Genomic DNA, 26825 nt, shown 5'->3' with positions numbered 1-26825 from the left:
CGACACCCGGCCCGTCCCGCCCTCGGGGCGGGTCCTAGTCTCGGACGCCGACCGCAGCGTGGGCGCCCTCGGGTGGTGGCCCGAGGGGAAGGACGACGCCCGTGGCTCGACCCTCCCCGGCGGTCTCGTCCCGTGTCGCGCCGGTGCTCGCCGTCCTCGTCTGCCACGACGGTGAGGCCTGGCTGCCGGGCACGCTCGACGCGCTGGCGCGCCTGACCCGGCGCCCGCGCCGGGTGATCGCGGTCGACACCGGCTCCGCCGACGGCACCGCGGGCATCCTGGGCGCCAGCAACCAGGTCGACGTGGTGCTGCGCATGCCGCGCGACACCGGCTTCGCCGAGGCCGTGCACACCGCCGTCGACGACGCCGACCGGCGCTGGGGGCGCCACCAGGACGCCGGCCCGGGTGGTTCCGGGGAGTGGCTCTGGGTCCTGCACGACGACGCGGCCCCCGCCCCGAACTGCCTCGAGGTCCTGCTGTCGGTCGCCGCGACCTCCCCGTCCGCCGCGGTGCTCGGCCCGCTGTGCCTCGACTGGGACGACCCCCGGCTCGTCGTGGAGGCCGGCGTCTCCATCGACGCCTCCGGCTCGCGGCAGACCGGCATCGGCGCCGACGAGCTCGACCTGGGCCAGTTCGCCACCAACTCCGAGGTGCTGGCGGTCGGCTCCGCCGGGTCGCTGGTGCGCCGCCGCGAGTGGGACTCCCTCGGCGGCTACGACACCGCGCTCGGGCTGCTGCGCGAGGACGTCGACTACGGCTGGCGCGTCAACCGTGCCGGCGGCCTGGTCCTCTGCGCGCCCTCGGCCCGGCTGCGCCACGCCCGCGGCCTGACGACCCGGGCCCGCACGCTCGACACCGCGGGCGTCGACCCCCGCTACCGCGCCACCGACCGCGCCCACGGCGTGCGGACGTTCCTGGCGAACTGCTCGAGCCCGGCGTTCGTGCTCGGGCTCCTGCGGCTGCCGGTGCTCGCCGTCCTACGCGCGCTCGGGTTCCTGCTGGTCCGCCGCACGCGGGCGGCGGGCGCGGAGCTCGCGGGCCTGTCCCGCGTGCTCGGCTCCGGGCCGGGGCTGGCCGACCTCGCCGACGCCCGCCGCCGCCGCAGCACCGGCGCCACCGCCCTGCCGCGCGAGCTGCGCGGCCTGCTGACCAGCCGCACCACCCGCCTGCGCAACGCCGTGCGCGGCGGGCTGACCTCGCTGGTGCGGGGGCGTCTGCGCGAGGAGCTCGACCTCGGCCGCCTGCCGGAGTGGGCCGAGCGCAGCTCCCGCGACGGCGGGGAGGACGAGGACGCGGGGCGCCGGCGCGCCGTCGGTCCCGAGGCCCTGCCCGCCGGCGCGGGCCTGCGCCGGCGGCGGGCGGCCGGTCTGCGCCGCCCCGGCGAGTCGCTGGCCGTCGCGCTGCCCGGCCCGCGGGCGCCGGCCGACGCCGAGCCGGCGACCGGGGCCGTCGCGCCGATCCGGCCGAGCGACCCCCGGCCCGCGCCCGACGGCGAACGCGTCGTCTACGTCCCCGTCACCCCGGGCCGGGTGGCGCGCGAGCTGCTGCTCGCCCCGCCGCTGCTGCTCGTCGTCGGCCTGACCCTGGTCTCGGTCCTCACCCAGCGCGCCCGCCTCGGGCTCGGCCTGGCCGGCGGCCGGATCGCCGAGGTCCCGGGCCTGCGCGAGCTCTGGTCGTCCTACCTCGCCGGCTGGCACCCGATCGCCGGCGGCACCGGCGCGCCCGCCCCCGCCGCGCTCGCCGTCGTCGGCACCCTCGGCGGGCCGGTCGCGCCGCTGGGCGGGCCGCCCGCCGCCGTGTCGCTGCTGCTGATCGCCGCGCTGCCGCTCGCCGGGCTCTCGGCCTACCTCGCGACCCGCGACCTGCGCGTGGGCCGGGTGCTGCGCGCCCTCGCCGGCGCCGTCTACGCGCTGCTCGGGATCACCGCGGGCGCCGTGGCCCAGGGCCGCCTCGACGGCGTCGTCGCCGTGATCCTGCTGCCGCTGGTGCTCGCGGGCGTGGTCTCGGTGCTGCGCGGCGTGCGGGTCGCCGGCCGACGCGGGTCGTGGTGGAGCACGGCCGCGGGCACCGCGCTCGCGCTGGGCGTGATCAGCGCGTTCGCGCCGCTGGTGCACGCCCTCGTGCTGGTCGTGGTGGTGATCGGCTTCGTGCTCGTGCCGGCGCCTCCGCGCGCGGCCGGGCGGCGCGCGATGTCGCTGGCCGTCATCGTCCTGCTGCCGGTGCTGCTGCTCCTACCCTGGCCGACCGTCCTGCTCGCGGCGCCCGAGGTGCTCCTGCACGGCACCGGCTCGCCGGTCGCCGAGCGGTTCGTCGGCGCCCTCGACGTCCTCTCGCTCGACCCCGGCGGCGACGCGACCGTGCCCTGGGCCGGGCTGCTGGTCGTGCTGCTCGCGGTCGGCGGGGCGCTCGTCGCACCGCGCCGCGCCGCGGTCCCCGGGCTCGCCCTGCTGCTGCTCGGCATCGTCGCCGCGGGCGTGGTCGGGTCGTTCGCGCTGCCGCCGCTCGCCGGCGGCGACGCCCGGCCCGGCTGGACGGGCCCGGCGCTGGCCTTCGCCGCGTGCGGGGCGCTGTGGAGCCTGCTCGCCCAGGTCGCCGCCGCCCGGACCGAGCCCCTCGGCCGGCTCATCGGGCGCCGCGACCGGGTCGACCGCGGCCCCGCCCGGCGCGGCGAGTCCGAGCTGGACCTCGGCGGCGCCGGGTTCGGCGGGCGGATCGCCGGCGCGATGGAGGGCCTCGCCGGGCGCCTGCGCCCGCGCAGCACGGCCGGCGCCGACCGCAGCGCCCGCGCCCGCAGCGTCGCGGTCCCCGTGGTGGCGGTGGCGGTCGCCGCGCTCGCCGTGGTCACCGTGCTGCGCGGGGGTGCGGGCGCGCTCGCCGACACCGCCGCGCCCACGCTGGCCCGGCCGGTGGCGGACGACCTCGCGGCCGCGGGCGCGCGGGTCGTCGTCGTGACCCGCGACCCGGACACCACGCGGCGCGCCGGGCCGGAGCTGCCGCGCTACGGCGACGACGACCTCGCGCCGGTCGCCGCCGCGCCCGCCCGCCTGCAGCGCGACGTCCGCGCCCTGCTCTCCGGCGATCCCGCCACCGCCCAGGCGGGCGTGGCCGAGCTGGCCACCGGCGGCACCGGGCTGATCGTGCTGCCCGACGCGGCGACCGCGCGCTCGGTGCGCGCCGCCGCCGGGCCCCTGCTCACCGACGCGCCGCCGGTGTCCGACGGCCGTCCGACCGCTCGGGTCGCGCTGCCCGTGGCCAGCGCGGTGCTGCTCGAGCCGCCGATCTCCGACGACGCGACCGAGGCTCGCGCGGCCCCGCGCCGTCCCGCCGGCCTGACGACGGTGCCCTCGGACCTGCCCACCGTCGCGGTGCGCGTGTCCCCGGGCGCCGACCGCCGGCTGCTCGTGGTGGCCGCGGAGCTGGAGTCGGGCTGGTCGGCGAGCGTGGGCGGTGCGCCGGCCGAGGTCGTCCCGGCCTGGGGCCACCTCGTCGGCGTGTCCGTGCCGCCGGGCGGCGGGCCGGTCGTCGTCGACCGCGACGAGACCGTGCGGCTGCTGCTCCTGCTGCTGCAGCTCGCGCTGGTGCTGTTCACGGCGCTGTCGGCCCTGCCGTCGCGGAAGCGCCTCGACCAGTGACCCGGTGTCGGGGGGTCTCTCTAGAGTCCGCGGCATGTTCGACCACGTCGGATTCCCCTGTGGTGACGTCGAGACCTCCGTCGCCTTCTACACCGCGGTGTTCGCGCCCCTCGGCTTCGAGGTGGGCCTGCGCATCCCCACCGGTCCGCCCGGCGCGCCCGAGGTCGTCGGCCTGCGCTCCGGCGGGGGCGGGCACGCGGACTTCTGGCTCGCGCCCGGCCACGGCGTCGAGCAGGAGCTGCACGTCGCGTTCGCCGCGCCCGACCGGGCCGCGGTCGACGCCGTGCACGAGGCGGCCCTGGCCCACGGGGCGGAGGTGCTGCACGCGCCGCGGATCTTCCCGGAGTACCACCCGGGCTACTACGCGGTGTTCCTCCGCGACCCGGACGGCCACAACGTCGAGGCGGTGCACCACACCTTCGGCTGAGGGCTGCGGGCTGCGGGCCTACTCCTCGCCGGCGATGGTGTCGGGCTCGACGCCCAGGTAGCCCGCCACCTGCTCGACGAGCACGTCGTGGAGCAGGTCGGCGAGGTCCTCGCCGTCGAGCGCGCGCGCCTCCAGCGGGCGGCGGTAGAGCACGATGCGCGCGCGGGTCACGGCGCCGCGCCGGTCCATGCCGGCGGGCACGAGGCGCGCGAGCGGCACCTCGCCGTCGCCGAGCACCGCCTCGTCGTCCATCGGGGAGCGCGTGCCCGCGGGCACCTCGGGCACGTCGTCGACGGCCACGTCGAGGTCGGCGAGCTCGGTGCTCCAGCGCTCCTCGATCGGCTCGAGGGCCTCGAGCACGAGGGCGTCGAAGCGCTCGGCGCGCGTGCGCGACGCGGGGGAGCCGGAGGGGTAGAGAGGCATCCGCAGGCCCCGCCCGCGCCGGTCGCGCCGGCGGCGACGCCGCCCGGGCGCCGGCGTGCTGCCCCGGCGGCTCGCGCTCCTGGTCACGCCCGCGGAGCCTACGCGGGCGGGCCCCCGGCCGTCCGGCACGGCCCGGTGACGCCCCGACGCGCCCCGCGCGCCTGCACGGTGACGGCCGTTCGGCGGACTACTGTCCTGCTTCGTGCGAGGAGTGCGGAAGTGCTCACGGACCGGGTGTGGTCACGCGGCCGTGGCCACCCTGACCTATGTCTACTCGGACTCGACCGCCGTGGTCGGTCCGCTGGCGACGAGCGCCGAGCCGCACTCCTACGACCTCTGTGAACGCCACGCCGTCCGGCTCACCGCCCCGCGCGGGTGGGAGGTCGTGCGCTACGAGGGCGAGTTCCCCACGGAGCCCTCGGTCGACGACCTCACCGCGCTCGCCGAGGCCGTTCGGGAGGCCGGGCGCGCCGACCGCCCGCTCGGCGGCTCCGACGGCCGGCCGCGGATCACCGCGGGGACCGGGGTGGGCCAGGCGCTGCCGCCGGCTCCGCTCCCCGGGGTGGCCAGCGGCGTCGGCGGCGGGGTCGCGAGCACGCCGACGGGCCGCCGGGGCCACCTGCGGGTGCTGCCGGACCCCGCCTCGTCCTGATCGTTCCCGGACGACCTCCGGCGCCCGCGGAACGGTCGTGGACCACCGTTCACCCATCGGCGGACGTGCCCGCCCGGCGGGCGCAGCGTGTCGGTCGCGCGGATAGGCTGACCTCGTGGCCAGTGCGCAGCAGGGGACACGAGAGGCTCCGGACCGGGCCCGCGTGATCGACCAGGTCATCAAGGCCTACGACATCCGCGGTCTGGTGAGCAGCCAGCTCGACGCGACCTTCGTGCGCGACGTGGGGGCGGCCTTCGCGCGGGTGCTGCTCGACGAGGAGTCGGGCCTGGGCAGCGGCCGGGGTGTCGTCGTCGCCCACGACATGCGCGAGTCGTCGCCCGAGCTCTCCGAGGCGTTCGCCGAGGGCGTCACCTCGCTCGGCGTCGACGTCGTCGCCATCGGCCTGGCCAGCACCGACGAGCTCTACTATGCCTCGGGCGCCCTCGACATGCCCGGCGCGATGTTCACCGCGAGCCACAACCCGGCGAGCTACAACGGCATCAAGCTCTGCCGCGCGGGCGCGGCGCCGGTGGGCCAGGACTCCGGGCTCGACGAGATCGCCGCGCTGCTCGACCGCGGCCCCGGCGAGGTCACCGCGGACGCCCCGGCGCAGCGCGGCACGGTCAGCCACCGCGACCTCCTCGAGGACTACGCGGAGTTCCTGCGCTCGCTGGTCGACCTCTCGGGCATCCGCCGGCTGTCGATCGTCGTCGACGCGGGCAACGGCATGGCCGGGCACACCGTGCCCGCCGTGCTCGACCCCCTGCCGATCGAGGTCGAGCCGCTCTTCTTCGAGCTCGACGGCTCGTTCCCCAACCACGAGGCCAACCCGCTCGACCCCGACAACCTGCGCGACCTGCAGCGCAAGGTCATCACCCTCGGGCGCGTCGACGCCGGCCTGGCCTTCGACGGCGACGCCGACCGCGTGTTCCTCGTCGACGAGTTGGGCGACGCGGTCAGCCCCAGCGCGATCACCGCGCTCGTCGCGACGCGTGAGCTGGCCAAGCACCCCGGATCCACGGTGATCCACAACCTGATCACCTCGCGCGCCGTCCCGGAGATCGTCACCGAGGCCGGCGGCACCCCCGTGCGCTCGCGGGTCGGGCACTCGTTCATCAAGGGCACGATGGCCGAGACCGGTGCCGTGTTCGGCGGCGAGCACTCGGCGCACTACTACTTCCGCGACTTCTGGCGCGCCGACTCCGGCATGCTCGCGGCCCTCCACGTGCTCGCCGCGCTCGGCGAGCAGGACCGGCCGCTCTCGGAGCTCATGGCGCAGTACTCCCGGTACGCGGCGTCGGGCGAGATCAACTCGACGGTCGACGACCCGCGGGCGGTGATGGCCGAGGTGGAGCAGACCTTCGGGGATCGCGAGGGCGTCACCACCGACGACCTCGACGGCCTCACGGTCTCCCTGCCCGACGGCTCCTGGTTCAACCTGCGCCCGTCCAACACCGAGCCGCTGCTGCGGCTCAACGTCGAGGCCGCCGACGACGACGCCGTGGCCGCGCTGCGCGACGAGGTCCTGGGCCTCGTCCGCGGCTGACCCGATCGAGGAGGAGACCCCATGCCGCTCGGTCTGGACGCCGACCTGCTGGAGATCCTGGCGTGCCCCGCGCCCGACCACGGCGCGCTGCGCCCGGGCACGCCGGAGGACGCGGACGCCGCCACGCTCACCTGCACGGTGTGCGGCCGGCGCTACCCGGTCACCGACGGCATCCCGGTGCTCCTGTTGTCCGAGGCGACCGGGGGTCCCGAGCACGACGAGCAGGGGTGAGCCGCGATGCTCGACGACGCCCTGCTCTCCGACGAGACGCGCCTGCTGGCCGCCGACCACGACGGCGTGCTGCGCGCGGTGGCGACGGCCGGCGCCCAGGTGCGGGCCACGGCGGAGGCCGCGCAGCGGGCCGGGGTGGCCCGTGACCTCGCGGGCCTGCGGCCGCGCGCGCTGGTGCTGCTGACCCGGCCCGGCACCACCGAGTCCGCCTGCCGCCTCATGGCCGCCCTCCTCACGCCGACGGCCCCGCTCCCGGTGATCGTCACCGGGGTCGCGCCGCCGTGGCTCGGCCCGCTCGACGTCGTCGTCGCCACCCACCGGGGCCGCGAGGGCGACCCGGTCGAGGCCGACGTCGCCGAGTCGGTGCACCGCGCGGTCCGCCGCGGCGCCCATGTCGTGCTGACCGGCCCGGCCGAGGGCCCGGCGGCCGCGGCGGGCGCCGGACGCGCCCTCGCGGTGACGCCGCGGCTGACGGTCGGCGTGCCCGGCGAGGACCTCGACGGCCTCGACACCGCGACCGTGCTCGCCACCGGCCTGGCCGTCGCGAGCGCGCTCGACCTCCTCGAGCTGGACCTCGACGACCTCGCCGACCACCTCGACGCCGAGGCCGAGCGCGACGGCCCGCGCGGGGAGGCGTTCGTCAACCCCGCCAAGAGCCTCGCGCTGCGCCTCGCCGAGCGCACCCCGCTGCTGTGGGGCGCCGACCCGGTCGCCGGCCTGCTCGCGGGGTACGGGGCGACCGTCCTGGCCACCCACGCGGGGGTGGTCGCCCAGGCCACCACCGCGGCCGCGGCCGGCGCCCAACCGGCGCTGCGGGCCCGGCTGGTCGAGAGCTCGGGGGAGGCGTCGATCTTCGCCGACCCCTTCGACGACCCGGCCCCGGCGGCGGCGCCGCCACGGCTGGTGCTGCTGGCCGTGCGTGAGGACCTCACGACACGCCGTCTCGTCGCCGACGTCGGCGCCCGCCACCCGGGCGCGGACGTGCTGGAGATCGACGACGTCGAGCTGGCGGGGGAGGGGCCGACACGGGACGCGCTGCGCGCCGCCGTGCTGGCCACCCGGCTCGACTTCACCGCGGTCTACCTCGGCCTGGCCCTCGGGGCCCGGGAGCCCGGGGTCCGGACCGCCTGATCACGAACAGAGGGGCACCAACACGTGGAGGTCCTCAGGGGCAGCGTGCGCACGTACGCGTGGGGCTCCCGGACGCACCTCGCCGAGCTGCTCGGCGACCCCGTCCCGTCGCCGCACCCGCAGGCCGAGCTCTGGCTCGGGGCGCACCGTGACGAGCCCTCGCAGCTGACGGGCGAGCACGCCCGGTCGCTGGCCGACGCCCTGCGCGACGACCCGACGGGCACGCTCGGGCCCTCGCGCCGGGCGCGCTGGTCGGACCGGCTGCCCTACCTGCTCAAGGTGCTGGCGGCCGAGGAGCCGCTGAGCCTGCAGGCGCACCCGTCGGCCGAGCAGGCCGCGGCGGGCTACGCGCGCGAGGAGGCGGCGGGCGTGCCGCGCACGGCCGCGGACCGGAACTACCCGGACCCGCTGCCGAAGCCCGAGCTGCTCTGCGCGCTCACCGAGTTCCACGCATTGGCGGGGTTCCGCGAGCCCGCGGAGACCGTGCGCCTGCTGCGGGCCCTCGACGTCCGCGGGCTCGAGCACCACACCGAGCTGCTCGCCGCCCAGCCCGACGCCGACGGCCTGCGCGCGCTGTTCACCACGTGGATCACACTGCCGCAGCGTGCCGTCGACGAGCTGGTGCCCGCCCTGCTCGACGGCTGCGTCGCCCACGCCCGCGAGCACGGCGAGTTCACCACCGAGGCGCGCACCCTGCTCGACCTCGGCGAGCGCTACCCCGGCGACGCCGGGGTGCTCGCGGCGCTGCTGCTCAACCGCGTCGTGCTGACGCCGGGGCAGTGCCTCTACCAGCCCGCCGGGTCGCCGCACTCCTATCTCGCGGGCGCCGGGGTGGAGCTCATGGCGAACTCGGACAACGTCCTGCGCTGCGGGCTGACCCCGAAGCACGTCGACGTCCCCGAGCTGCTGCGCGTGCTCGACTTCGCGCCCGGCGCCCCGACGCTGCTCTCGGGGGAGGGGACGGGGCCGGTGACGCGGTTCGCGCCCTCGGAGTTCTTCAGCCTCGCCCGCTGCGCGTTCGACGGCGCCGAGGAGGAGGCCGACCTGGGCATCGAAGGTCCCCGCATCGTGGTCACCGTCGAGGGCACCGTGCACCTGCGCTCGTCGCGGGGCCAGGACCAGGAGCTCCCGCGCGGGACGGCCGCGTGGGTGCCGGCGTGCGACGGGCCGGTGACGGTGGCCCCGGTCGGCGGTCCCGCCCTGGCGTTCGCCGCGGCCGACGGGTTGGGCGATCGTCCGGCCGACGGGTAGGAGCGGGCACCGGGCGGGGGGTTAGATTTCACCCCGTACTCACATTCCGCCCACTCGCATCCTGGCCGAGTCCATCCCTGGAGGCGCCCCGTGTCCGCATCCGGAGGCGGCAAGGCGATCATCGCCGCGCTGGCCGCCAACGCCGGCATCGCCGTGGCCAAGTTCGTCGGCTTCGTCATCACGGGCTCGTCCTCGATGCTCGCCGAGAGCGTCCACTCGGTCGCCGACACCGGCAACCAGGGCCTGCTGCTGCTCGGCCGCAAGCGCGCCAAGCGGGCGGCGACGCCCGAGCACCCGTTCGGCTTCGGCCGTGACCGGTTCTTCTACTCGTTCGTCGTGGCGCTGCTGCTGTTCAGCCTCGGCTCGGTGTTCGCGATCTACGAGGGCATCCACAAGCTGTCGTCGCACGAGGAGCTGACCTCGCCGATCGTCGCGGTGGTCATCCTCGTCGTGGCCATCGTGCTCGAGGGCTTCAGCTTCCGGACCGCGGTGCACGAGTCCCGCGAGCTCAAGGGCGACGCCACGTGGTGGGGGTTCATCCGCCAGTCGGTCAACCCGGAGCTGCCGGTCGTGCTGCTCGAGGACACCGGCGCGCTGGTCGGCCTCGTCCTGGCCCTCGGCGGCGTCGGGCTGTCCACGCTGACCGGCGAGCCGGTGTGGGACGCCGTGGGCACGATCTGCATCGGCGTGCTGCTCGGCGTCATCGCGGTGATCCTCATCGTCGAGACGAAGAGCCTGCTGATCGGCGAGGGCGCCGGCGCGCCCCTCGTCCGCACGATCACCGACGCGCTCGTCGGCGGCCCGGTCGAGCGCGTCATCCACCTGCGCACCCAGTACCTCGGCCCCGAGGAGCTGCTGGTCGCCGCCAAGATCGCGGTCTCGGCGTCGCTGTCGACCGAGGTGGTCGCCGAGGCGATCGACAACGCGGAGGCGCGGCTGCGCGCGGCCGTCCCCGAGGCCCGGCTGGTCTACCTCGAGCCCGACCTCGATCGCAGCGACGCCCCGCCCGTCGACGAGGCGCTCGACCCCTCGCCCCGCTGATCTCCGCCGACCGGACGCCTCCGCACGTCCGGCCGAAGCAGCGAGGTGAACACGCCGTCACGGAATCGGCCGTCTCCGTCGTCGTCGACGCCGGTCGCGGGCGTAGGGTCCCGCCCGACCCTCGTTCCGTGCCCGCCCCGGTGTGACCCCTGGAGGACCGCGCATGACGTCGACCCAACAAGGCGGGCTCTTCCGGACCAAGTCCGTCGAACAGTCGATCGCCGACACCGACGAGCCCGGCAACAAGCTCCGCCGCGACCTCGGCGCCCTCGACCTCACGATCTTCGGCGTCTCGGTCCTCATCGGCGCCGGCATCTTCACGATCACCGCGCGGGTGGCCGGGGACATCACCGGCCCCTCGATCGCGATCTCGTTCGTCATCGCCGCGATCGCCTGCGGCTTCGCCGGCCTCTGCTACGCCGAGTTCGCCTCGACGGTGCCGGTGGCGGGCAGCGCCTACACGTTCTCCTACGCGACGTTCGGCGAGTTCATCGCCTGGATCATCGGGTGGGACCTCATCCTCGAGTACGCCCTCGGCGCGGCGGTGGTGGCCAAGAGCTGGTCGTCCTACCTCGGTGAGATCTTCGCGCTGGTGGGCCTGCCGGAGTCGGCGTCGATCGAGCTCGGCCCGGTCACCTTCGACTGGGGCGCGATCCTCGTCATCGGCGTGCTCACGGCGATCCTCATCGCCGGCATCAAGCTCTCCAGCCGGGTGAGCGCGATCGTCACCGGCATCAAGGTGCTCGTCGTCCTGCTGGTCATCGGGGTCGGTCTCGCCTACGTCCAGGCGCAGAACTACACGCCGTTCATCCCGCCGCCCGGGGGCGAGCGGACCTCCGAGGGGCTCGACGCGTCGCTGTTCTCGCTCTTCGCGGGCAGCGAGGGCTCCACGTTCGGCATCTACGGCCTGCTCGCCGGCGCCTCGCTGGTCTTCTTCGCGTTCATCGGGTTCGACGCGGTGTCGACCACCGCGGAGGAGACCCGCAACCCGCAGAAGGACCTGCCGCGCGGCATCCTCGGCTCGCTCGGCGTCGTCACCGTCCTGTACGTGGCGACCTCGCTGGTCGTCGTCGGCATGGTGCCCTACACCGAGCTCGCCACCGACCCGGCGACCGGCGACACGGCCACGCTGGCCACGGCGTTCACCCTCGTCGGCGCGAACTGGGCGTCGACGATCATCTCCATCGGCGCCATCGCCGGCCTCACCACCGTGGTGCTCGTCCTCATGCTCGGCCAGAGCCGGGTGTTCTTCGCGATGAGCCGTGACGGCCTGCTCCCGCGGAACTTCGCCCGCCTCGGCAGCCGGGGCACCCCGGTGAAGATCACGCTGACGATCGGCGTCTTCTGCGCCGTGCTGGCCGGCTTCTTCCCGGCCGACGAGCTCGAGTCGATGGTCAACATCGGCACGCTGTTCGCGTTCGTGCTGGTCGCGGTCGGCACCGTCTACCTGCGGCGCCGCCGTCCCGACCTGCCGCGCAGCTTCACCGTCAAGGCGCTGCCGGTGGTCGCCGCCCTCGCGGTGCTGTCCTGTCTGTGGCTGATGCTGAACCTGACCGTCGAGACCTGGATCCGGTTCATCGTGTGGATGGTGCTGGGCGTGGTCATCTACTTCGTCTACTCGCGCCGCAACTCGGTGCTCGGCAAGCGCGAGCGGGGCGAGGAGCCCCCGGCGTCGATGCCGACCCAGCCGCAGTAGTCCGGAACGACGAAGGGCCGGCCCGCCGTGGGCCGGCCCTTCGTCGTGTGCGGGGTCAGGCCTTCGCGGGGGCCTGGTGGCCGGCGAACTTCTCGCGCAGCGTCTTCTTCGAGAACTTGCCCGTCGAGGTCTTGGGCACCTCGTCGATGAACACGACGTCGTCGGGCACCTGCCACTTCGCGACGCGGGTCGCGATGTGCTCGAGCACGGCCTCGCGGGTCAGCTCGACGCCCTGCTTCGGGACGACGCACGCCAGCGGGCGCTCCGACCACTTCTCGTCGGGGATCGCGATGACCGCGGCCTCGGCGACACCCTCCATCGACATGATCTCGTTCTCGAGGTCGACCGAGGAGATCCACTCACCGCCCGACTTGACCAGGTCCTTGGTCCGGTCGACGAGCTTGACGTAGCCGTAGCGGTCGATCACCGCCACGTCACCGGTCTTGAGCCAGCCGTCCTCGGTGAACTGCTTGCCGCCGTCCTCGTTGCGGTAGTACGACGCCGCGATCCAGGGCCCGGCGGCCTGGAGCTCGCCGGAGGTCTCGCCGTCCCAGGGCAGGACCTCGCCGGAGTCGGGGTCGCAGATGCGCAGGTCGACCAGCGGCGAGGGCGTGCCCGCGGTGGCGCGCACGTCGGCGAGCTCGTCGTCGGACAGGCCGTCGTGGACGCTCTTGAGCACGCCGGTGGTGGCGATGGGGCTGGTCTCGGTCATGCCCCAGGCCTGGGTGATCGGCAGGCCGATCTTCTGGCGCCAGGCCTCGGACAGCGACTTCGGCACCGCCGACCCGCCGCAGAGCAGCAGGCGCAGGTCGGGCAGGTCGCCCTCGGAGAGCTCGGGCAGCACGCCCATCCAGATCGTCGGGACGCCCGCCGTGACGGTGATCTTCTGGTCGCGCAGGATGCCGGCGATCGCCTTGGGGGTCATGTTCGGCCCCGGGAAGACGATCGAGGAGCCCGCGAACACCGCGGCGTACGGGGTGCCCCAGGCGTTGGCGTGGAACATCGGCACGATCGGCAGCAGGACGTCGCGCTCGACGAGCCCGGCGACGTCGGCCATCAGCACGGCGATCGAGTGCAGCACCGAGGAGCGGTGCGAGTAGACGACGCCCTTGGGGTTGCCGGTGGTCCCCGACGTGTAGCACATCGCCGCGGCCTGGTTCTCGTCCGTGATCTCGAAGCGCCCGGCGAAGGGCTCCACGGAGTCGAGCAGCTCGTCGTAGCGCAGGACGCGGTCGTCGTCGGGGATCTCGGTGTCGGCGCCGTCGTCGATCACGATGACCTTGCGGACCGTCGTCATCTCGTCGACGTGCGGCCAGAACTGCGGCAGCAGCGAGCGGTCGACGAAGACGACCTCGTCCTCGGCGTGGTTGGCGATGTAGATCAGCTGCTCGGTGAACAGCCGGATGTTCAGCGTGTGCAGCACGCGGCCGCTGCACGGCACGGCGAAGTAGAGCTCGAGGTGCGCCGGGCTGTTCCAGCAGAACGTCCCGACCCGGCCCTCGGCGGACACGCCCAGGGTGTCGAGGGCCGCCGCGGCCCGCCGCACCCGCTGGGCCCAGCTGCCGTAGTCGGTGCGCTGCACCGTGCCGCCCGCCCCGACGCCGACGATCGGTTTGTGGGCGAACAACTGCTCGGCGCGGTGGAACACGTGCGGCAGGGCGAGTGGGTAGTCCTGCATCTGTCCGAGCACGTCCATGGCCTCCTGATCACCGGGATCCGTCTGTGGTTCCGGTCACGCATCCTACGTGCGGGGTCCCGGATGACCCCATCGCCGACAATCACGTGAGCCCGGTGTGATCCGGCCGACGCGTTCCGTGGCACCCCGGAGCGGACCTGCGCGGACGGGTCACCGGATGCGTGCGTCCGGGCCCGGCCGGGGCGCGTCCCGGTTGACCGGCCATGGGGCCTGTGCTGGACTTCTGTCACGGCATCGATCGCACACCTCGTGCGAACGGAAGCTGCCGAGTGGCGCTGCAACGGACCGTCCCGGTCCGCCACGCTCGGCAGTGGTCCGCACCATCGCAAGGGCGCCTGGATGGTGGTGAACCGTGCGCGCAGCCCCGTGACCTCCCGGCGTGTCCCGCACCGCCGGTCGAGAGCCGGTCGAGACGCGCCCCGGGCACGGACGCCGCACGGTCCGCCGCCGCCGACACACCCGAGAAGACGAGGAGTCATGACGAACGCAGTGGGCACCGCCAACCAGAAGTACGCCGAGAAGAACGGCATCGACTTCGCCGTGGCCGACCTCGCCGAGGCCGACTTCGGCCGCCGCGAGATCCGGCTCGCCGAGCACGAGATGCCCGGCCTGATGGCCCTGCGCCGGGAGTACTCCGAGGCCAAGCCGCTGCACGGCGCCCGGATCTCCGGCTCGCTGCACATGACGGTGCAGACCGCCGTCCTCATCGAGACGCTGGTCGAGCTCGGCGCCGAGGTCCGCTGGGCCTCCTGCAACATCTTCTCCACCCAGGACCACGCGGCCGCCGCGGTCGTCGTCGGCCCCCACGGCACCCCCGAGGAGCCCAAGGGCATCTCCTGCTTCGCCTGGAAGGGCGAGACGCTGGAGGAGTACTGGTGGTGCGCCGAGCAGATGCTCGCGTGGAAGGACTCCGAGACCCGGGGCCCGAACATGATCCTCGACGACGGCGGCGACGCCACGATGCTCGTCCACAAGGGCGTCGAGTTCGAGAAGGCCGGCGTCGTCCCGAGCGTCACCGCCGAGGACCCGGCCGAGTACCAGGTCGTGCTCGCCACGCTGCGCCGCAGCCTCGAGGAGGACCCGCAGCACTGGACCAAGGTCGCGTCGGGCATCAAGGGCGTCACCGAGGAGACCACGACGGGCGTCCACCGCCTGTACGAGTTCTTCAACGAGGGCAAGCTGCTCTTCCCGGCGATCAACGTCAACGACTCGGTCACCAAGTCGAAGTTCGACAACAAGTACGGCTGCCGCCACTCGCTCATCGACGGCATCAACCGCGCCGTCGACGTGCTGATCTCCGGCAAGAAGGCCGTCGTCGCCGGCTTCGGTGACGTGGGCAAGGGCTCGGCCGAGTCGCTGCGCGGCCAGGGCGCCCGCGTCACGGTCACCGAGACCGACCCGATCTGCGCGCTCCAGGCGCTCATGGAGGGCTACGACGTCAACACCCTCGAGAACGTCATCGAGGAGGCCGACATCGTCATCACGACGACCGGCAACAAGGACATCGTCACCCTCGACCACATGAAGCGGATGAAGCACCAGGCGATCCTGGGCAACATCGGCCACTTCGACAACGAGATCCAGGTCGAGAAGCTCGAGAAGTCCGGCGCCAACCGCATCAACATCAAGCCGCAGGTCGACGAGTGGAAGTTCGAGGACGGCCACTCGATCATCCTGCTGTCCGAGGGCCGGCTGCTGAACCTCGGCAACGCCACCGGGCACCCGAGCTTCGTCATGTCGAACTCGTTCGCCAACCAGACGATCGCCCAGATCGAGATCTGGACCAAGCCGGACGAGTACCCGATCGGCGTCTACCGCCTGCCCAAGCACCTGGACGAGAAGGTCGCCAAGGTCCACGTCGAGGCGCTCGGCGCGGAGCTGACCAAGCTCACCAAGGAGCAGGCCGAGTACATCGGCGTCGACGTCGAGGGCCCGTACAAGCCGGAGCACTACCGCTACTGAGGTCTCCTCGGTCTCCCCTCGGGGCTGAACCGACCGGAGGGCCCCCTCGCTCGAGCTGTTCGAGCGAGGGGGCCCTTCGCTCGTTCCGGGGCGGTGCCGGAGATCAGGGGCACGTGGTGCACGGTCGGGTGCTCGGCGCGGTGGATGGCGTGCTCGTGATCTCCGGTGCGCGCCCGCGCGGCGCCCCCGACGACCCGGCGAAGGGTGCCCCTCGCCCGTCCAACCGCGCGAGGGGGCCCTTCGCTCAGCACGCTCCGGGGCGCCGCATAGGGTTCCGTCGTGGGTGTGATGGCGTGGGCGTGATGGTGGCCGTCGAGGGGCTCGACGGCGCGGGCAAGGCGACGCTGGTCGCCGCGCTCGCCGACGCCGCCGCCCGCCGCGGGGCCAGCGTCAGCATGCACGCGTTCCCCCGCTACGACGCCGACGTCCACGCCGCCCTGGCGGGCGAGGCGCTCCACGGCGCCCACGGCGACCTGCGCTCCTCGGTGCACGCGATGGCCGTGCTCTTCGCGCTGGACCGGGCCGGGGCCGCGGCGGATCTGCGCGCCGCGCGGGAGGCGTACGACCTCGTCCTCGTCGACCGCTACGTGGCCTCCAACGTCGCGTACGGCGCGGCCCGGCAGGAGCAGGACGCCGGTGGGGAGTTCGTGGCCTGGGTGCACGCGCTCGAGATCGAGCGGCTCGGTGTGCCCGCGCCCGACGTCCAGGTGCTCGTCCGCGTCCCGGGGGAGGTGGCCGCGCGGCGGGTCCGCGAGCGTGCCGCCGCCGACCCGTCGCGCACGCCGGACGGCTACGAGTCCGACGCGGCCCTGCAGGCCCGGTGCGCCCAGGTGTACGACGAGCTCGTCTCGCGGACATGGCTCGCGCCCTGGTCGGTGGTGGGGGCGGACGAGGGGCACGTCGCACTCACCCGAACGGCTGAGTCACTGGTCGCAGAACGACTCGGGACCGAAAGGTCGGGCGATATCGCCTCCGGATCGTCGGTGAGAAGTGACACCATTGAGACATGAGCTCGCGGATCCTCGTGGTGGACGACGACGCCTCGCTGGCGGAGATGCTGACGATCGTCCTCGAGGGCGAGGGCTTCGAGACCACGGTGGTGGGCGACGGCTCGTCGGCGCTGCCCGCCCTGCGCGAGAGTGCGCCCGACCTCGTCCTGCTCGACCTGATGCTGCCGGGGATGAACGGCATCGACGTGTGCCGGGCGATCCGCGCGGAGTCCGGGGTCCCGGTCGTGATGCTGACGGCCAAGACCGACACGGTGGACGTGGTGCTCGGGCTCGAGTCCGGCGCGGACGACTACGTGGTCAAGCCGTTCAAGCCCAAGGAGCTCGTCGCGCGCATCCGGGCCCGGCTGCGCCAGTTCCCGGCCGAGCCCGCCGAGCAGATGCAGATCGGCGACGTCACCATCGACGTCCCGGCCCACCAGGTGCGCCGCGACGGGCGCACCATCCCGTTGACGCCGCTGGAGTTCGACCTGCTGGTGGCCCTGGCCCGCAAGCCGCGCCAGGTGTTCACCCGCGAGGTGCTGCTCGAGCAGGTCTGGGGCTACCGGCACGCCGCCGACACCCGGCTGGTCAACGTCCACGTGCAGCGGCTGCGCTCGAAGGTCGAGGTCGACCCGGAGCACCCCGAGGTCGTGCTGACCGTCCGCGGGGTGGGGTACAAGGCCGGGCCGCCCTGATCGGCGTGCCGTTCCCATGACGTCCGTGCTGATCAACGTCCGCCGGCGTCTCGACCGGTTCGTGGCCGAGCGCGTCGGCCAGGTCCGGGTGCTGTGGCGCCGCTCGATGCAGCTGCGGGTGGTGCTCTCGACGCTGGCGATGTCGATCGTCGTCGTCGCCGTGCTGGGTCTCGTGCTGCAGACCCAGATCGCCGACCGGTTGGTCCAGGGCAAGGAGCAGGCGGCGCTGATCCAGGCCGACATCTCCCGCCAGGCCCTCGAGCGCGACCTCGCGCGCATCGACCCCGACCGCGACGGGGCCCAGGCGGTGCTCGACGACGTCCTCGACCGGCTGTCCACCAGCGGCCAGGACGCCGGCTCGAACGGTCTGACGCGCGGCAGCGACCCCGTGAGCGACGCCGGCGCGTTCGACGCGGTGCTCATCGCCGGCTCGGACACGCTCGGGGCGGTCCCGGGCGCGCTGCCGACGGTGCCGGGCGGCACCACGGGCGAGATCAGCGCGGGCCCGGCCCAGGTCATCCCGCCGCAGCTGCGCGCGCCCGTGCTCCAGGGCTTCCTCGCCACGAAGTACCTGACGGTCGCCTCGTCGGGGCAGGCGGCGCCGGTGCCGACCCTGGTGGTCGGCCAGCCCGTGCGCACCGCCGGGCGCAACCTGCAGCTCTACCTCCTCTTCCCGCTCTCGGCCGAGCAGCGCACCCTCGCGCTGGTCCAGAGCACCCTCGCGCTCGCCGCCGGGGTGCTGCTCGTGCTGCTCGCGGGCATCTCGTCGGTGGTGACGCGGCAGGTCGTGCGCCCGGTCCGCCAGGCCGCCGACGTCGCCGAACGGTTCGCCGACGGCCACCTCGACGAACGCATGCCCGTGCACGGTGACGACGAGGTCGCCCGGCTCGCGGAGTCGTACAACGAGATGGCGGCGAGCATCCAGTCGCAGATCCGCCAGCTCGAGGAGTTCGGGGCGCTGCAGCGCCGGTTCACCTCCGACGTCAGCCACGAGCTGCGCACCCCGCTGACCACCGTGCGGATGGCCGCCGAGGTGCTGCACGCGCAGGTCGACCCCGGCGAGGTCACCGCGGCGCGTTCGGCGCAGCTGCTGGTCGACGAGCTCGACCGCTTCGAGACCCTGCTCTCCGACCTGCTGGAGATCAGCCGCCTCGACGCCGGCATGGCCGAGCTGGGCCTCGAGCTGGTCGACGTCGCCGCGGTGGTGCGCCGGGCGGCCGAGACGGTCCGCCACCTCGTCGACGAGACCGCGACGCCCCTGCTGCTCGACCTGGGCGACGGCGACGAGCCCGTCCTCGCCGAGGTCGACCCCCGCCGCGTCGAGCGCATCCTGCGCAACCTGCTCGCCAACGCCATCGACCACGGCGAGAGCCGGCCGATCGAGGTGCGCCTGGCCGCTGACGAGGGCGCGCTCGCGGTGGTGGTGCGCGACCACGGGATCGGCCTCAAGCCCGGGGAGGCGGGCCTGGTGTTCAACCGGTTCTGGCGGGCCGACCCGTCCCGCCAGCGCCGCAGCGGCGGCACCGGGCTCGGGCTCGCCATCAGCCTCGAGGACGCCCGCCTGCACGGCGGCTGGCTGCAGGCGTGGGGCGAGGTCGACCGGGGCGCGGTGTTCCGGCTGACGCTGCCGCTGCGCCACGGCGAGCGCCTGCGCACCAGCCCCCTGCCGCTGCTGCCCGTGGCCGCCGCGCCGGCCGCCGCGGAGCCCGGCATCCATGACGCCGCGCCCACCACCGGCACCGCGCTGCCGCCGATGGACGCCGACGCGGACGGGAACGGCGACGGGAGCCCCGACGCGGACGGGGCCGACGACCTCGACGCCGTCTTCCCCCAGCCCTCCCCGCCGTCCGATCCGGGCACGTCGGTGGCGCGGTGAGGCGCGCACTCCTCGCCCTGGTGGTGCTGCTGGCGCTGGCCGCGGGCTGCGCCTCGGTGCCCGGGTCGTCGGACGTCACCGTCCTGCGCCGGGTGGGCGACGCCGCCGAGCCGAGCGCCCCGCCGGGTCCCGCGCGCGACGCCGGGCCGCTCGAGACCGTGCGGGGCTGGGTGCTCGCGTCCGGGGCGACCGCCGAGCGTCACCAGGCCGCCCGCGCGTTCCTCACCCCCGCCGCGGCCGGGACCTGGGACGACGGGGCGGCGCCGGTGGTCGTCAACGACCAGGTCGACACGGTGTTCGCCGACCGCCCGGCCCCGCCCGGCCAGGCCTCGGTGCGCATCCGGGCGACGGCACTGGGCGTCCTCACCCCGGAGGGCGTGTTCGTCGCCGGCGTGCGCCCGGTGGAGGTGGACGTGGGCCTCACCGAGCAGAACGGCCAGTGGCGCATCTCCTCGCTGCCGACGGGCACGATCGTGCGGCGCTCGGACCTGCGCGCCAACACCCGCCCGGTGCGCACGTGGTTCCTCGACACGCAGCGCGCCGGGCCCGTGTCCGACCCGCGCTACCTGGCGACGAGCCCGGCGCGCTCGGTGCCCACCCGCACGCTGCAGTACCTGCTCGCCGGGCCGTCCGAGTCGCTGGCGGGCGCGGCGGTGAGCTCGCTGCCGGTGGGCACGACGCTGCGCTCCGACGTCACGCTCACGCCCGAGGGCACGGCCGTCGTCGACCTGTCCCGCACCGGCCCGCTCGACGACCCGCGCCGCCGCGAGATCGCCCAGCAGGTGACGCTGACGCTCGCGGGCATCGGGGTCTCCCAGGTCCGCCTGCTGGTCGACGGCGAGCCGCTGCTGCCGGCCACTCCCGAGATCGCCGTCGGCGACACCCTCGCCGGACTGCCCCCGGAGGTCGCCCGGCGCCCCGACCTGCCGGTGGACCCGGTGGTCGGCGGCCCCGGCGACGCCGAGGTGCCGGTGCTCGTGGCCGACGGTGGGCGCCTGCGCCTGCTCTCCGGCGAGCCCGCGGGCGGCCCGGCCGGCCGGGGCGCCTACCAGGCCGTGTCGGCCTCGGCGTCGTTCGAGGGCGACGTGGCCGTGGTCGCCGAGGACACCCCCGGCGGCGACCCGGCGGCCCGCCGGGCGCGGCTGCTCACCGGCGCCGGGGGCTCCGAGCTCGCCGTCAGCGGGATCGAGGGCCGCTCCCTGGTGCGGCCGACGTGGACCCCGGACGGCACCGAGGTGTGGTCGGTGCAGGACGGCAGCACCGTCGTCCGCGGCGTGCGTCAGGGCCCGGGCGGCGCGGTGCGGCCCGTCGCGGTGGACGCCGCGGCCCTGACCGGCGCGGGCGTCACCGCACCGCCGGGCGCGGCAGGGCCGGTCTCGGCGGTGCGCATCTCGCCGGACGGGTCCCGGCTCGCGCTCGTGGCGGGAGGCCACGTGCTGGTCGCGGCGATCGCGCGGGACGGGGCGGGCGGGGCGCGGCTCGGGTCGGTCACCGAGCTGCGGCCCGAGGCGCTCGACCAGGTCCTCGACGTGGGCTGGACGCGCACCGACCAGCTCGTCGTCGTCGGCAACCGCGCCGACCGCCCCGTCACCCTCGCCTCGGTGGACGGCCTGGACGTCGAGTCGCTGTCGACGACGAACCTGACACCGCCCGTCACCGCGGTGGCCGCGCGCCCGGGGCGCCCGCTCGTGGTGTCCGACCAGGGCGGCACCTGGACCCTGCCCCTCGACGGCGGGAGCACGAGCGGCGGCGACGTCTGGCAGTCCGTGCCGGGGTTCGGGGCGGGCACCGTGCCGGCGTACCCCGGCTGACCGCGGCGCCGCTGCTCCGCCCGCCGTCCCCATCGGCCGGATGCGTCCCCGGGCCGGGAGGGTGGTGCTGGCCCCGGACCCGGTGCGCGCCCGAGGCTGGACGGCGTGTCCCGCGAACCGGCCTCAGCCCTCGGAGCGGCGTTCCTCGCCCTCGCCGACCTGCTGCTGCCCGCGCCGTGCGCCGGGTGCGGCCTCGACGGCGAGCGCTGGTGCGCCGCGTGCCGCGAGCGCTGGCGCAGCCCCGCGCTGCTCGACCTGCCGGGGCTGCCGCCGGTGCTCGCGCTGGCGCCGTACGCCGGGCGCGCGCGCGAGGTCCTGCTGGCCTACAAGGAGCGCGGCCGCCGGGAGCTCGCGCGCCCGCTGGCCGGGCTGGTCGTCGAGGCGCTGCGCGCCGGGGCGGTCCCGCCCGCCGCGCTCGTGCCCGCGCCGTCGCGCCCGTCGGCGGCCCGCGCCCGCGGGGGCGACCACGTGCTGCGCCTGGCCCGCGCGGTGGTGGCCGGCCGGTCGGGCCCCGCGCCGCCGCGACTGCCGGTCGACGGGTCGAGCTCCACTGCGCTGCGTCTCCCGTGCGTGTCGCGCGCGCTGGCGCTGGGCCGCGGCGCGGCCGACGCCGTCGGGCTGGACGCCGCGGCCCGCGCCGACAACCTCGCCCGCCACCTGCGCGTGCGGCCCCGCGGGCTGCCGCCGCCGGGCTGCGCGGTGGCGCTGCTCGACGACGTGCTCACCACCGGGGCGACGGCGCGCGCCGCGACGAGCCTGCTCGCGGCGGCCGGGCGGCCGGTGGACGTCGTCGTGGTGCTCACCGTGGCGGACCCGCGCGCGCCGCGGACGCTCATCCGGGCGAGTCCGGTCGGCCGCGCCGGTGGTCACCCACCCGGAGGCCGCCACGCTGGGTGAACCACCCGCGCGGGTGTCGTCCGAGAGGTCGTCTCCGGACGGATCGGACCTTCCATGGGAACGGGAGTTGTCACTACGGTGACGCCTCACATCCTGAGTCGGTGAACGACAGGAGGCGCGAACGCAGTTTCGACGCGGTCCCGGTCCCGGCGAGGCATGCCGATCCGATCCCTCCCCGACGAGCGGGCCGCGCACCGTACCCCCAGACCGGGAGGTCGTCTTGGAGATCGTTGTCTGCGGACGGAACGTCGAGGTCCCGCAACACTTCCGCGAGCACACGGCAGACAAATTGGGCCGTCTCGAACGTTACGACCACAAGATCGTCCGGATGGAGGTCCAGCTCTCCCACGAGCCGAACCCCCGTCGATCCAAGAACTGCCAGCGCGTGGAGATCACCGGTCGCGGACGCGGCCCCGTGGTGCGCGGCGAAGGTTGCTCGGCCGACTTCTACTGCGCGATGGACCAGGCCGTCGCGCGCCTCGAGGCCCGGATGCGGCGCGCGCACGACCGCCGCCGCGTGAGCCACGGGCGCCGCGTGCCGACCTCGGTCGCGCAGGCCACCGGAGCGCTGTCGGCCTCGGAGGCCGCCCTCGCCTCGTCGGCCGCCACGGCGACGGAGCTGCTCGAGCGCGAGGTGCCCGACGACCGTGAGGGCTGGGAGATCGAGGTCCCGGCCGCCCGCACCCCGGTCGAGGACGGATCCACCGAGGACGTCGACCCCTACCTGCCCGGACAGGTGGTGCGCACCAAGGAGCACCACGCGATCCCGATGACGATCGACGACGCGCTCTCCCAGATGGAGCTCGTCGGGCACGACTTCTTCCTCTTCTCCGACAAGGACACGGGCCGGCCGAGCGTGGTGTACCGACGCCACGGCTACGCCTACGGCGTGATCGCTCTGGTCTGACGGGCAGGCGGCACAGGGCCCGTTCTCCGAACGCCTACGATGGGGAGCGGGCCCGTGCCGCGCCGTGCGCCGGGCCCGGGGAACCGTGGCGCCGACGAGGACGAGCGAGGTCACCATCGTGGTCCTGAACCGACTGCTGCGTGCGGGCGAGACGCGGACGGTCAAGCGCCTCGGCAAGATCGCGGACTACGTCGACACGTTCGCCGACGAGATCGCCGAGCTGACCGACGAGGAGCTCCGCGCCAAGACCGACGAGTTCCGCGAGCGCTACGCGGACGGCGAGTCGCTGGACGACCTGCTGCCCGAGGCCTTCGCGGTGGTCCGCGAGGCGGCGTCCCGCACGCTCGGGCAGTTCCACTACCCCGTGCAGCTCATGGGCGGGGCGGCGCTGCACGAGGGCAACGTCGCCGAGATGCGCACCGGCGAGGGCAAGACGCTGGTCTCGACGCTCCCGGCGTACCTCAACGCGATCTCCGGCGAGCCCGTCCACGTCATCACGGTCAACGACTACCTGGCCCAGCGCGACTCGCAGTGGATGGGCCGCGTGCACCGCTTCCTCGGGCTCGAGGTCGGCGCCATCTACTCCGGCATGCCCGCCGACGAGCGCCGCCGCGCGTACCGGGCCGACATCACCTACGGCACGAACAACGAGTTCGGCTTCGACTTCCTGCGCGACAACATGGCCTGGTCGAAGGCCGAGTGCGTGCAGCGCGGCCACGCGTTCGCCGTCGTCGACGAGGTCGACTCGATCCTCATCGACGAGGCCCGCACGCCGCTGATCATCTCGGGCCCGGCCGAGCAGAGCGCGCGCTGGTACACCGAGTTCGCCCGCCTGGCGCCGAAGATGACGCGCGACGTCCACTACGAGGTCGACGAGCGCAAGAAGACGATCGGTGTCACCGAGGAGGGCGTGTCCTTCATCGAGGACCAGCTCGGCATCGACAACCTCTACGAGGCCGCGAACACCCCGCTCGTCGGGTACCTGAACAACGCGATCAAGGTCAAGGAGCTCTTCCTCCGCGACAAGGACTACATCGTCCGCGACGGCGAGGTCCTGATCGTCGACGAGTTCACCGGCCGCGTGCTCGTGGGACGCCGCTACAACGAGGGTCTCCACCAGGCGATCGAGGCGAAGGAAGGCGTCGAGATCAAGCCGGAGAACCAGACGCTGGCGACGATCACGCTCCAGAACTACTTCCGCCTCTACGACAAGCTCTCCGGGATGACCGGTACCGCCCAGACCGAGGCGGCGGAGCTCTCGAAGACCTACAAGCTCGGCGTGGTCACCATCCCGACCAACCGCCCGCCGCAGCGCATCGACCAGGCCGACCTCGTCTACAAGACCGAGCCGGCCAAGTTCGAGGCCGTGGCCGACGACGTGGCCGAGCACTACGAGCGCGGCCAGCCGGTGCTGATCGGCACCACGAGCGTCGAGCGCTCGGAGTACCTGGCGAAGCTGCTCACCGAACGGGGCGTGCCGCACTCGGTGCTCAACGCCAAGTTCCACGAGCAGGAGGCCCAGATCATCGCCGAGGCCGGCCGCAACGGCGCGGTCACGGTGGCCACCAACATGGCCGGCCGCGGCACCGACATCGTCCTCGGCGGCAACCCCGACTTCATCGCCGACCAGCGCCTGCGCGCGAAGGGTCTCGACCCGGTCGACACGCGCGAGGAGTACGAGGCGGCGTGGGACGAGACGCTCGCCGCGGTCAAGGACGAGGTGGAGCGCGAGGCCGAGTCGGTGAAGGACTCCGGCGGGCTCTACGTGCTGGGCACCGAGCGCCACGAGTCGCGGCGCATCGACAACCAGCTGCGCGGCCGCTCGGGACGTCAGGGCGACCCGGGGGAGTCGCGGTTCTACCTGTCCCTGGGCGACGAGCTGATGCGGCGGTTCAACGGCGCCATGGTCGAGTCGATCATGACGCGGTTCAACCTGCCCGAGGACATGCCCATCGAGGCCAAGATGGTCTCGCGGGCGATCCGCAGCGCGCAGACGCAGGTCGAGCAGCAGAACTTCGAGGCGCGCAAGGACGTCCTCGAGTACGACGAGGTGATGAACCAGCAGCGCACGGTGATCTACGCCGAGCGCCACCGCGTCCTCGAGGGCGAGAATCTGTCCGACCAGGTCCAGAACATGATCGTCGACGTGGTCACGGCCTACGTCGACGGCGCGACGTCCGAGGGCTACAGCGAGGACTGGGACCTCGAGAAGCTCTGGACGGGGCTCAAGCAGCTCTACCCGGTCGGGGTCGCGTGGGAGGACCTCGTCGAGGAGCACGACGACATCGACCGCGACCTGCTGGTCGAGGTGCTCACCGAGGACGCCCTCGCGGCCTACGAGCGCCGCGAGGCGGAGATCGACCAGATCGCGCCCGAGGGCGGGATGCGCGAGCTGGAGCGCCAGGTGGTGCTCTCGGTGCTCGACCGCAAGTGGCGCGAGCACCTGTACGAGATGGACTACCTCAAGCAGGGCATCGGCCTGCGGGCGCTGGCGCAGCGCGATCCCAAGATCGAGTACAAGCGCGAGGGCTTCGAGATGTTCACCTCCATGATGGAGGGCATCCGTGAGGAGTCCGTCGCGTTCCTGTTCAACCTGGTCATCCAGGTCGAGGAGCAGGCGCCCGTCGACGCGGTGCCGGGGGCGAACCCGTCCACGGACACCAACGTCCAGCCGGCGATCACGCCGGACACCCCGGACCCGCGCACCAGCCAGACCCGCACCACCGCGGGCGCGGCGCCGCTGCCGGTCGACCCGCGCCTGACCGGCGCCCCGACCAGTGCGATCCCGGTGCCGCCGCGGGCGCCCGGGGGTGCGGTGCCGCCGGGCGCGATGCCGCCCGCGGGAGCCCCGCAGCAGGCACCGGCGGCGCAGGCCCCGACCGGGCGGGGCGGCCGCAACCGGCCCGGCCGCGGTCCGGCGCCCGCGACGCAGCGCCCGGGCAACGGCCAGGGGCGCCGGGCCGCCCAGCCCGCCCCGCAGGAGGCGCAGGACGGCGGACCGGTGACGGCCGCGGGGCCGGCGCTCTCGCAGCTCGGCCAGAGCTCGATGCCCGAGGCCTTCCGGGGCGCGGGCCTGGGCGGGCGCCGCGCGCAGGAGCTGAACTACAGCGGCCCCGACGAGGACGGCCAGGCCGCCCGGCACGCCGCGGGCGACGGCAACGGCGCCGGCGGTGGCCGTGCCGCCCGCGCCAACCCGCAGCAGGCCCGTCGCGCCGACACCCCGTCGCGCAACGCACCCTGCCCGTGCGGCTCGGGCCGCAAGTACAAGCAGTGCCACGGGGCGCCGCCCCGGACGCCGGGCTGATCGAGCGCTACCCCGGCCACAGCGCCACCAGGCGCCAGCGGCCGGGGTCGGCGGGCCCGTCGTCGGTGCGTTCGAGGCGGGCGGCGACGGCCCGGACGCGGTCCTGACCGGGGACGACGGCCGCCACCTCGGCGGCGCGCGGTCCGACGGCGCACACCCGCAGCCCGCGCAGGACGGCGCCGCCCGGGGCGCCGCCCGCCGCGCGGGTGCGGGCGGGCGTGCCCGGGGGCGGCGCGGCGCGCGCGAGGACGGCGAGCGCGTCGGGGGTGAGCAGGGCGTCGAGGTGCCGCGCCGGCCGCCGTCCGGCCAGGACGTCGCCGACGGCGGTGAGCAGGCGCGCCGCCATCGGGCGCAGGGCGGCGGCGAGCCGGTCGAGCTCCTGCTGCGCGCGCCCGGGGTCGGGGACCGGGACCGGGTCGGGTCGCTCGCCCGGCGCGGCGAGCACCTCGTCGAGCGGGCGCACGCGCGGGGCGGGCACGGCGCCCACCCGGCGCGCACGGGCAGGGGTCGTCGCAGGGGTCGTCGCAGGGGCGGTCAACGGGTCCTCCCGGCACAGCGCGAGCGGGCGGGGCCGGGGGAGGACCGGTCCGCGGGGACGGGACCGAGCCTAGGCAGGCCGTGGCGCCGCCGGGGGCCGTTTCCCCGGAGTGGACGGCCC

20 protein-coding genes and 1 riboswitch are annotated in these 26825 nt (G+C 74.8%); of the genes, 17 read left to right on the top strand and 3 right to left on the bottom strand.

Features of this window, described 5'->3' with window-relative positions:
• Positions 1 to 101 precede the first annotated feature (101 nt).
• Both ACFPK1_RS18095 and ACFPK1_RS18090 read left to right on the top strand, forming a co-directional pair.
• Positions 102 to 3632, top strand: a complete 3531-nt coding sequence (locus ACFPK1_RS18095) for a glycosyltransferase (RefSeq protein WP_378022326.1) — start codon at positions 102 to 104, stop codon at positions 3630 to 3632.
• Between the two features lie 34 nt (positions 3633 to 3666).
• The gene (locus tag ACFPK1_RS18090; RefSeq protein ID WP_378022325.1) at positions 3667 to 4059 is read left to right on the top strand and encodes a VOC family protein; all 393 of its coding nucleotides are present in this window, start codon (positions 3667 to 3669) and stop codon (positions 4057 to 4059) included.
• Positions 4060 to 4077: 18 nt separating this feature from the next.
• Here the strand turns inward: ACFPK1_RS18090 and ACFPK1_RS18085 are convergent, their stop codons facing one another.
• Positions 4078 to 4482 carry a metallopeptidase family protein gene (locus tag ACFPK1_RS18085; protein ID WP_378022417.1) on the bottom strand — a complete coding sequence of 135 codons (405 nt, stop codon included), beginning with the start codon at positions 4480 to 4482 and terminating at the stop codon, positions 4078 to 4080.
• A 211-nt stretch (positions 4483 to 4693) separates the two neighbouring features.
• Here ACFPK1_RS18085 and ACFPK1_RS18080 point away from each other — a divergent pair, with 211 nt between their 5' ends.
• From ACFPK1_RS18080 to ACFPK1_RS18050, 7 genes are all read left to right on the top strand, one after another.
• The gene (locus ACFPK1_RS18080; RefSeq protein ID WP_378022416.1) at positions 4694 to 5134 is read left to right on the top strand and encodes a DUF3499 domain-containing protein; all 441 of its coding nucleotides are present in this window, start codon (positions 4694 to 4696) and stop codon (positions 5132 to 5134) included.
• Positions 5135 to 5249: 115 nt separating this feature from the next.
• A complete protein-coding gene (locus tag ACFPK1_RS18075) occupies positions 5250 to 6680 on the top strand; it encodes a phosphomannomutase/phosphoglucomutase (protein WP_378022324.1) in 1431 nt (476 codons plus the stop codon).
• 21 nt (positions 6681 to 6701) lie between these two features.
• Complete coding sequence (locus tag ACFPK1_RS18070) at positions 6702 to 6911, top strand: Trm112 family protein (RefSeq protein ID WP_378022323.1); 210 nt, start codon at positions 6702 to 6704, stop codon at positions 6909 to 6911.
• 6 nt (positions 6912 to 6917) lie between these two features.
• On the top strand, positions 6918 to 8042 hold the full coding sequence (locus tag ACFPK1_RS18065) for a hypothetical protein (protein ID WP_378022322.1): 1125 nt from the start codon (positions 6918 to 6920) through the stop codon (positions 8040 to 8042).
• Between the two features lie 24 nt (positions 8043 to 8066).
• Positions 8067 to 9293, top strand: coding sequence for a mannose-6-phosphate isomerase, class I (gene manA / locus ACFPK1_RS18060; protein WP_378022321.1), 1227 nt, complete (start codon positions 8067 to 8069; stop codon positions 9291 to 9293).
• Between the two features lie 90 nt (positions 9294 to 9383).
• Positions 9384 to 10334: a cation diffusion facilitator family transporter gene (locus ACFPK1_RS18055; protein ID WP_378022320.1), complete on the top strand. Its 951-nt coding sequence runs from the start codon at positions 9384 to 9386 to the stop codon at positions 10332 to 10334.
• Positions 10335 to 10497: 163 nt separating this feature from the next.
• A complete protein-coding gene (locus ACFPK1_RS18050) occupies positions 10498 to 12030 on the top strand; it encodes an amino acid permease (RefSeq protein ID WP_378022319.1) in 1533 nt (510 codons plus the stop codon).
• 55 nt (positions 12031 to 12085) lie between these two features.
• On the opposite strand, the gene ACFPK1_RS18045 is transcribed toward ACFPK1_RS18050, so the two are convergent.
• The gene (locus tag ACFPK1_RS18045) at positions 12086 to 13726 is read right to left on the bottom strand and encodes a long-chain fatty acid--CoA ligase (protein ID WP_378022318.1); all 1641 of its coding nucleotides are present in this window, start codon (positions 13724 to 13726) and stop codon (positions 12086 to 12088) included.
• Positions 13727 to 13987: 261 nt separating this feature from the next.
• Positions 13988 to 14070, top strand: a riboswitch (S-adenosyl-L-homocysteine riboswitch).
• Between the two features lie 133 nt (positions 14071 to 14203).
• On the opposite strand from ACFPK1_RS18045, the gene ahcY reads away from it, so the two are divergent.
• The 8 genes from ahcY (at position 14204) to secA (ending at position 26167) form a co-directional block, all read left to right on the top strand.
• Entirely contained in the window at positions 14204 to 15688 is a 1485-nt protein-coding gene (gene ahcY, locus ACFPK1_RS18040) for an adenosylhomocysteinase (protein WP_378022317.1), read from the top strand.
• A 302-nt stretch (positions 15689 to 15990) separates the two neighbouring features.
• A complete protein-coding gene (locus tag ACFPK1_RS18035) occupies positions 15991 to 16698 on the top strand; it encodes a dTMP kinase (RefSeq protein WP_378022415.1) in 708 nt (235 codons plus the stop codon).
• Positions 16695 to 17372, top strand: coding sequence for an MtrAB system response regulator MtrA (gene mtrA, locus ACFPK1_RS18030; protein WP_378022316.1), 678 nt, complete (start codon positions 16695 to 16697; stop codon positions 17370 to 17372). Before ACFPK1_RS18035 ends, mtrA begins: the two co-directional genes overlap by 4 nt.
• Before the next feature lie 16 nt (positions 17373 to 17388).
• The gene (gene mtrB, locus ACFPK1_RS18025) at positions 17389 to 19248 is read left to right on the top strand and encodes an MtrAB system histidine kinase MtrB (RefSeq protein WP_378022315.1); all 1860 of its coding nucleotides are present in this window, start codon (positions 17389 to 17391) and stop codon (positions 19246 to 19248) included.
• Positions 19245 to 21059 (top strand): LpqB family beta-propeller domain-containing protein, encoded by a 1815-nt coding sequence (locus tag ACFPK1_RS18020; RefSeq protein ID WP_378022314.1) that lies wholly within the window; start codon positions 19245 to 19247, stop codon positions 21057 to 21059. The genes mtrB and ACFPK1_RS18020 overlap by 4 nt, the downstream gene beginning before the upstream one ends.
• 105 nt (positions 21060 to 21164) lie before the next feature.
• Positions 21165 to 21956 (top strand): ComF family protein, encoded by a 792-nt coding sequence (locus ACFPK1_RS18015; protein WP_378022313.1) that lies wholly within the window; start codon positions 21165 to 21167, stop codon positions 21954 to 21956.
• A gap of 220 nt (positions 21957 to 22176) precedes the next feature.
• Positions 22177 to 22863, top strand: coding sequence for a ribosome hibernation-promoting factor, HPF/YfiA family (gene hpf / locus ACFPK1_RS18010; protein WP_378022312.1), 687 nt, complete (start codon positions 22177 to 22179; stop codon positions 22861 to 22863).
• A gap of 118 nt (positions 22864 to 22981) precedes the next feature.
• The gene (gene secA, locus ACFPK1_RS18005; RefSeq protein ID WP_378022311.1) at positions 22982 to 26167 is read left to right on the top strand and encodes a preprotein translocase subunit SecA; all 3186 of its coding nucleotides are present in this window, start codon (positions 22982 to 22984) and stop codon (positions 26165 to 26167) included.
• A gap of 7 nt (positions 26168 to 26174) precedes the next feature.
• Here secA and ACFPK1_RS18000 read toward each other — a convergent pair whose 3' ends face one another.
• Entirely contained in the window at positions 26175 to 26645 is a 471-nt protein-coding gene (locus ACFPK1_RS18000; RefSeq protein ID WP_378022310.1) for an Rv3235 family protein, read from the bottom strand.
• Between the last annotated feature and the right edge of the window lie 180 nt (positions 26646 to 26825).

This window comes from Actinomycetospora rhizophila, assembly GCF_042657905.1.
Classification (GTDB): Bacteria; Actinomycetota; Actinomycetes; order Mycobacteriales; family Pseudonocardiaceae; genus Actinomycetospora; species Actinomycetospora rhizophila.
Note: the sequence above shows the minus strand (reverse complement) of the source record. Positions and strands in the feature narration are given on the sequence as shown.

Bases quoted from the DNA above. Each gene is read 5' to 3' on its own strand.
- ACFPK1_RS18090 (WP_378022325.1), top strand. From the start codon at position 3,667: ATGTTCGACCACGTCGGATTCCCCTGTGGTGACGTCGAGACCTCCGTC.
- ACFPK1_RS18085 (WP_378022417.1), bottom strand. From the start codon at position 4,482: ATGCCTCTCTACCCCTCCGGCTCCCCCGCGTCGCGCACGCGCGCCGAG.
- ACFPK1_RS18070 (WP_378022323.1), top strand. From the start codon at position 6,702: ATGCCGCTCGGTCTGGACGCCGACCTGCTGGAGATCCTGGCGTGCCCC.
- ACFPK1_RS18065 (WP_378022322.1), top strand. From the start codon at position 6,918: ATGCTCGACGACGCCCTGCTCTCCGACGAGACGCGCCTGCTGGCCGCC.
- ACFPK1_RS18050 (WP_378022319.1), top strand. From the start codon at position 10,498: ATGACGTCGACCCAACAAGGCGGGCTCTTCCGGACCAAGTCCGTCGAA.
- ACFPK1_RS18045 (WP_378022318.1), bottom strand. From the start codon at position 13,726: ATGGACGTGCTCGGACAGATGCAGGACTACCCACTCGCCCTGCCGCAC.
- ahcY (WP_378022317.1), top strand. From the start codon at position 14,204: ATGACGAACGCAGTGGGCACCGCCAACCAGAAGTACGCCGAGAAGAAC.
- ACFPK1_RS18035 (WP_378022415.1), top strand. From the start codon at position 15,991: ATGGTGGCCGTCGAGGGGCTCGACGGCGCGGGCAAGGCGACGCTGGTC.
- mtrA (WP_378022316.1), top strand. From the start codon at position 16,695: ATGAGCTCGCGGATCCTCGTGGTGGACGACGACGCCTCGCTGGCGGAG.
- mtrB (WP_378022315.1), top strand. From the start codon at position 17,389: ATGACGTCCGTGCTGATCAACGTCCGCCGGCGTCTCGACCGGTTCGTG.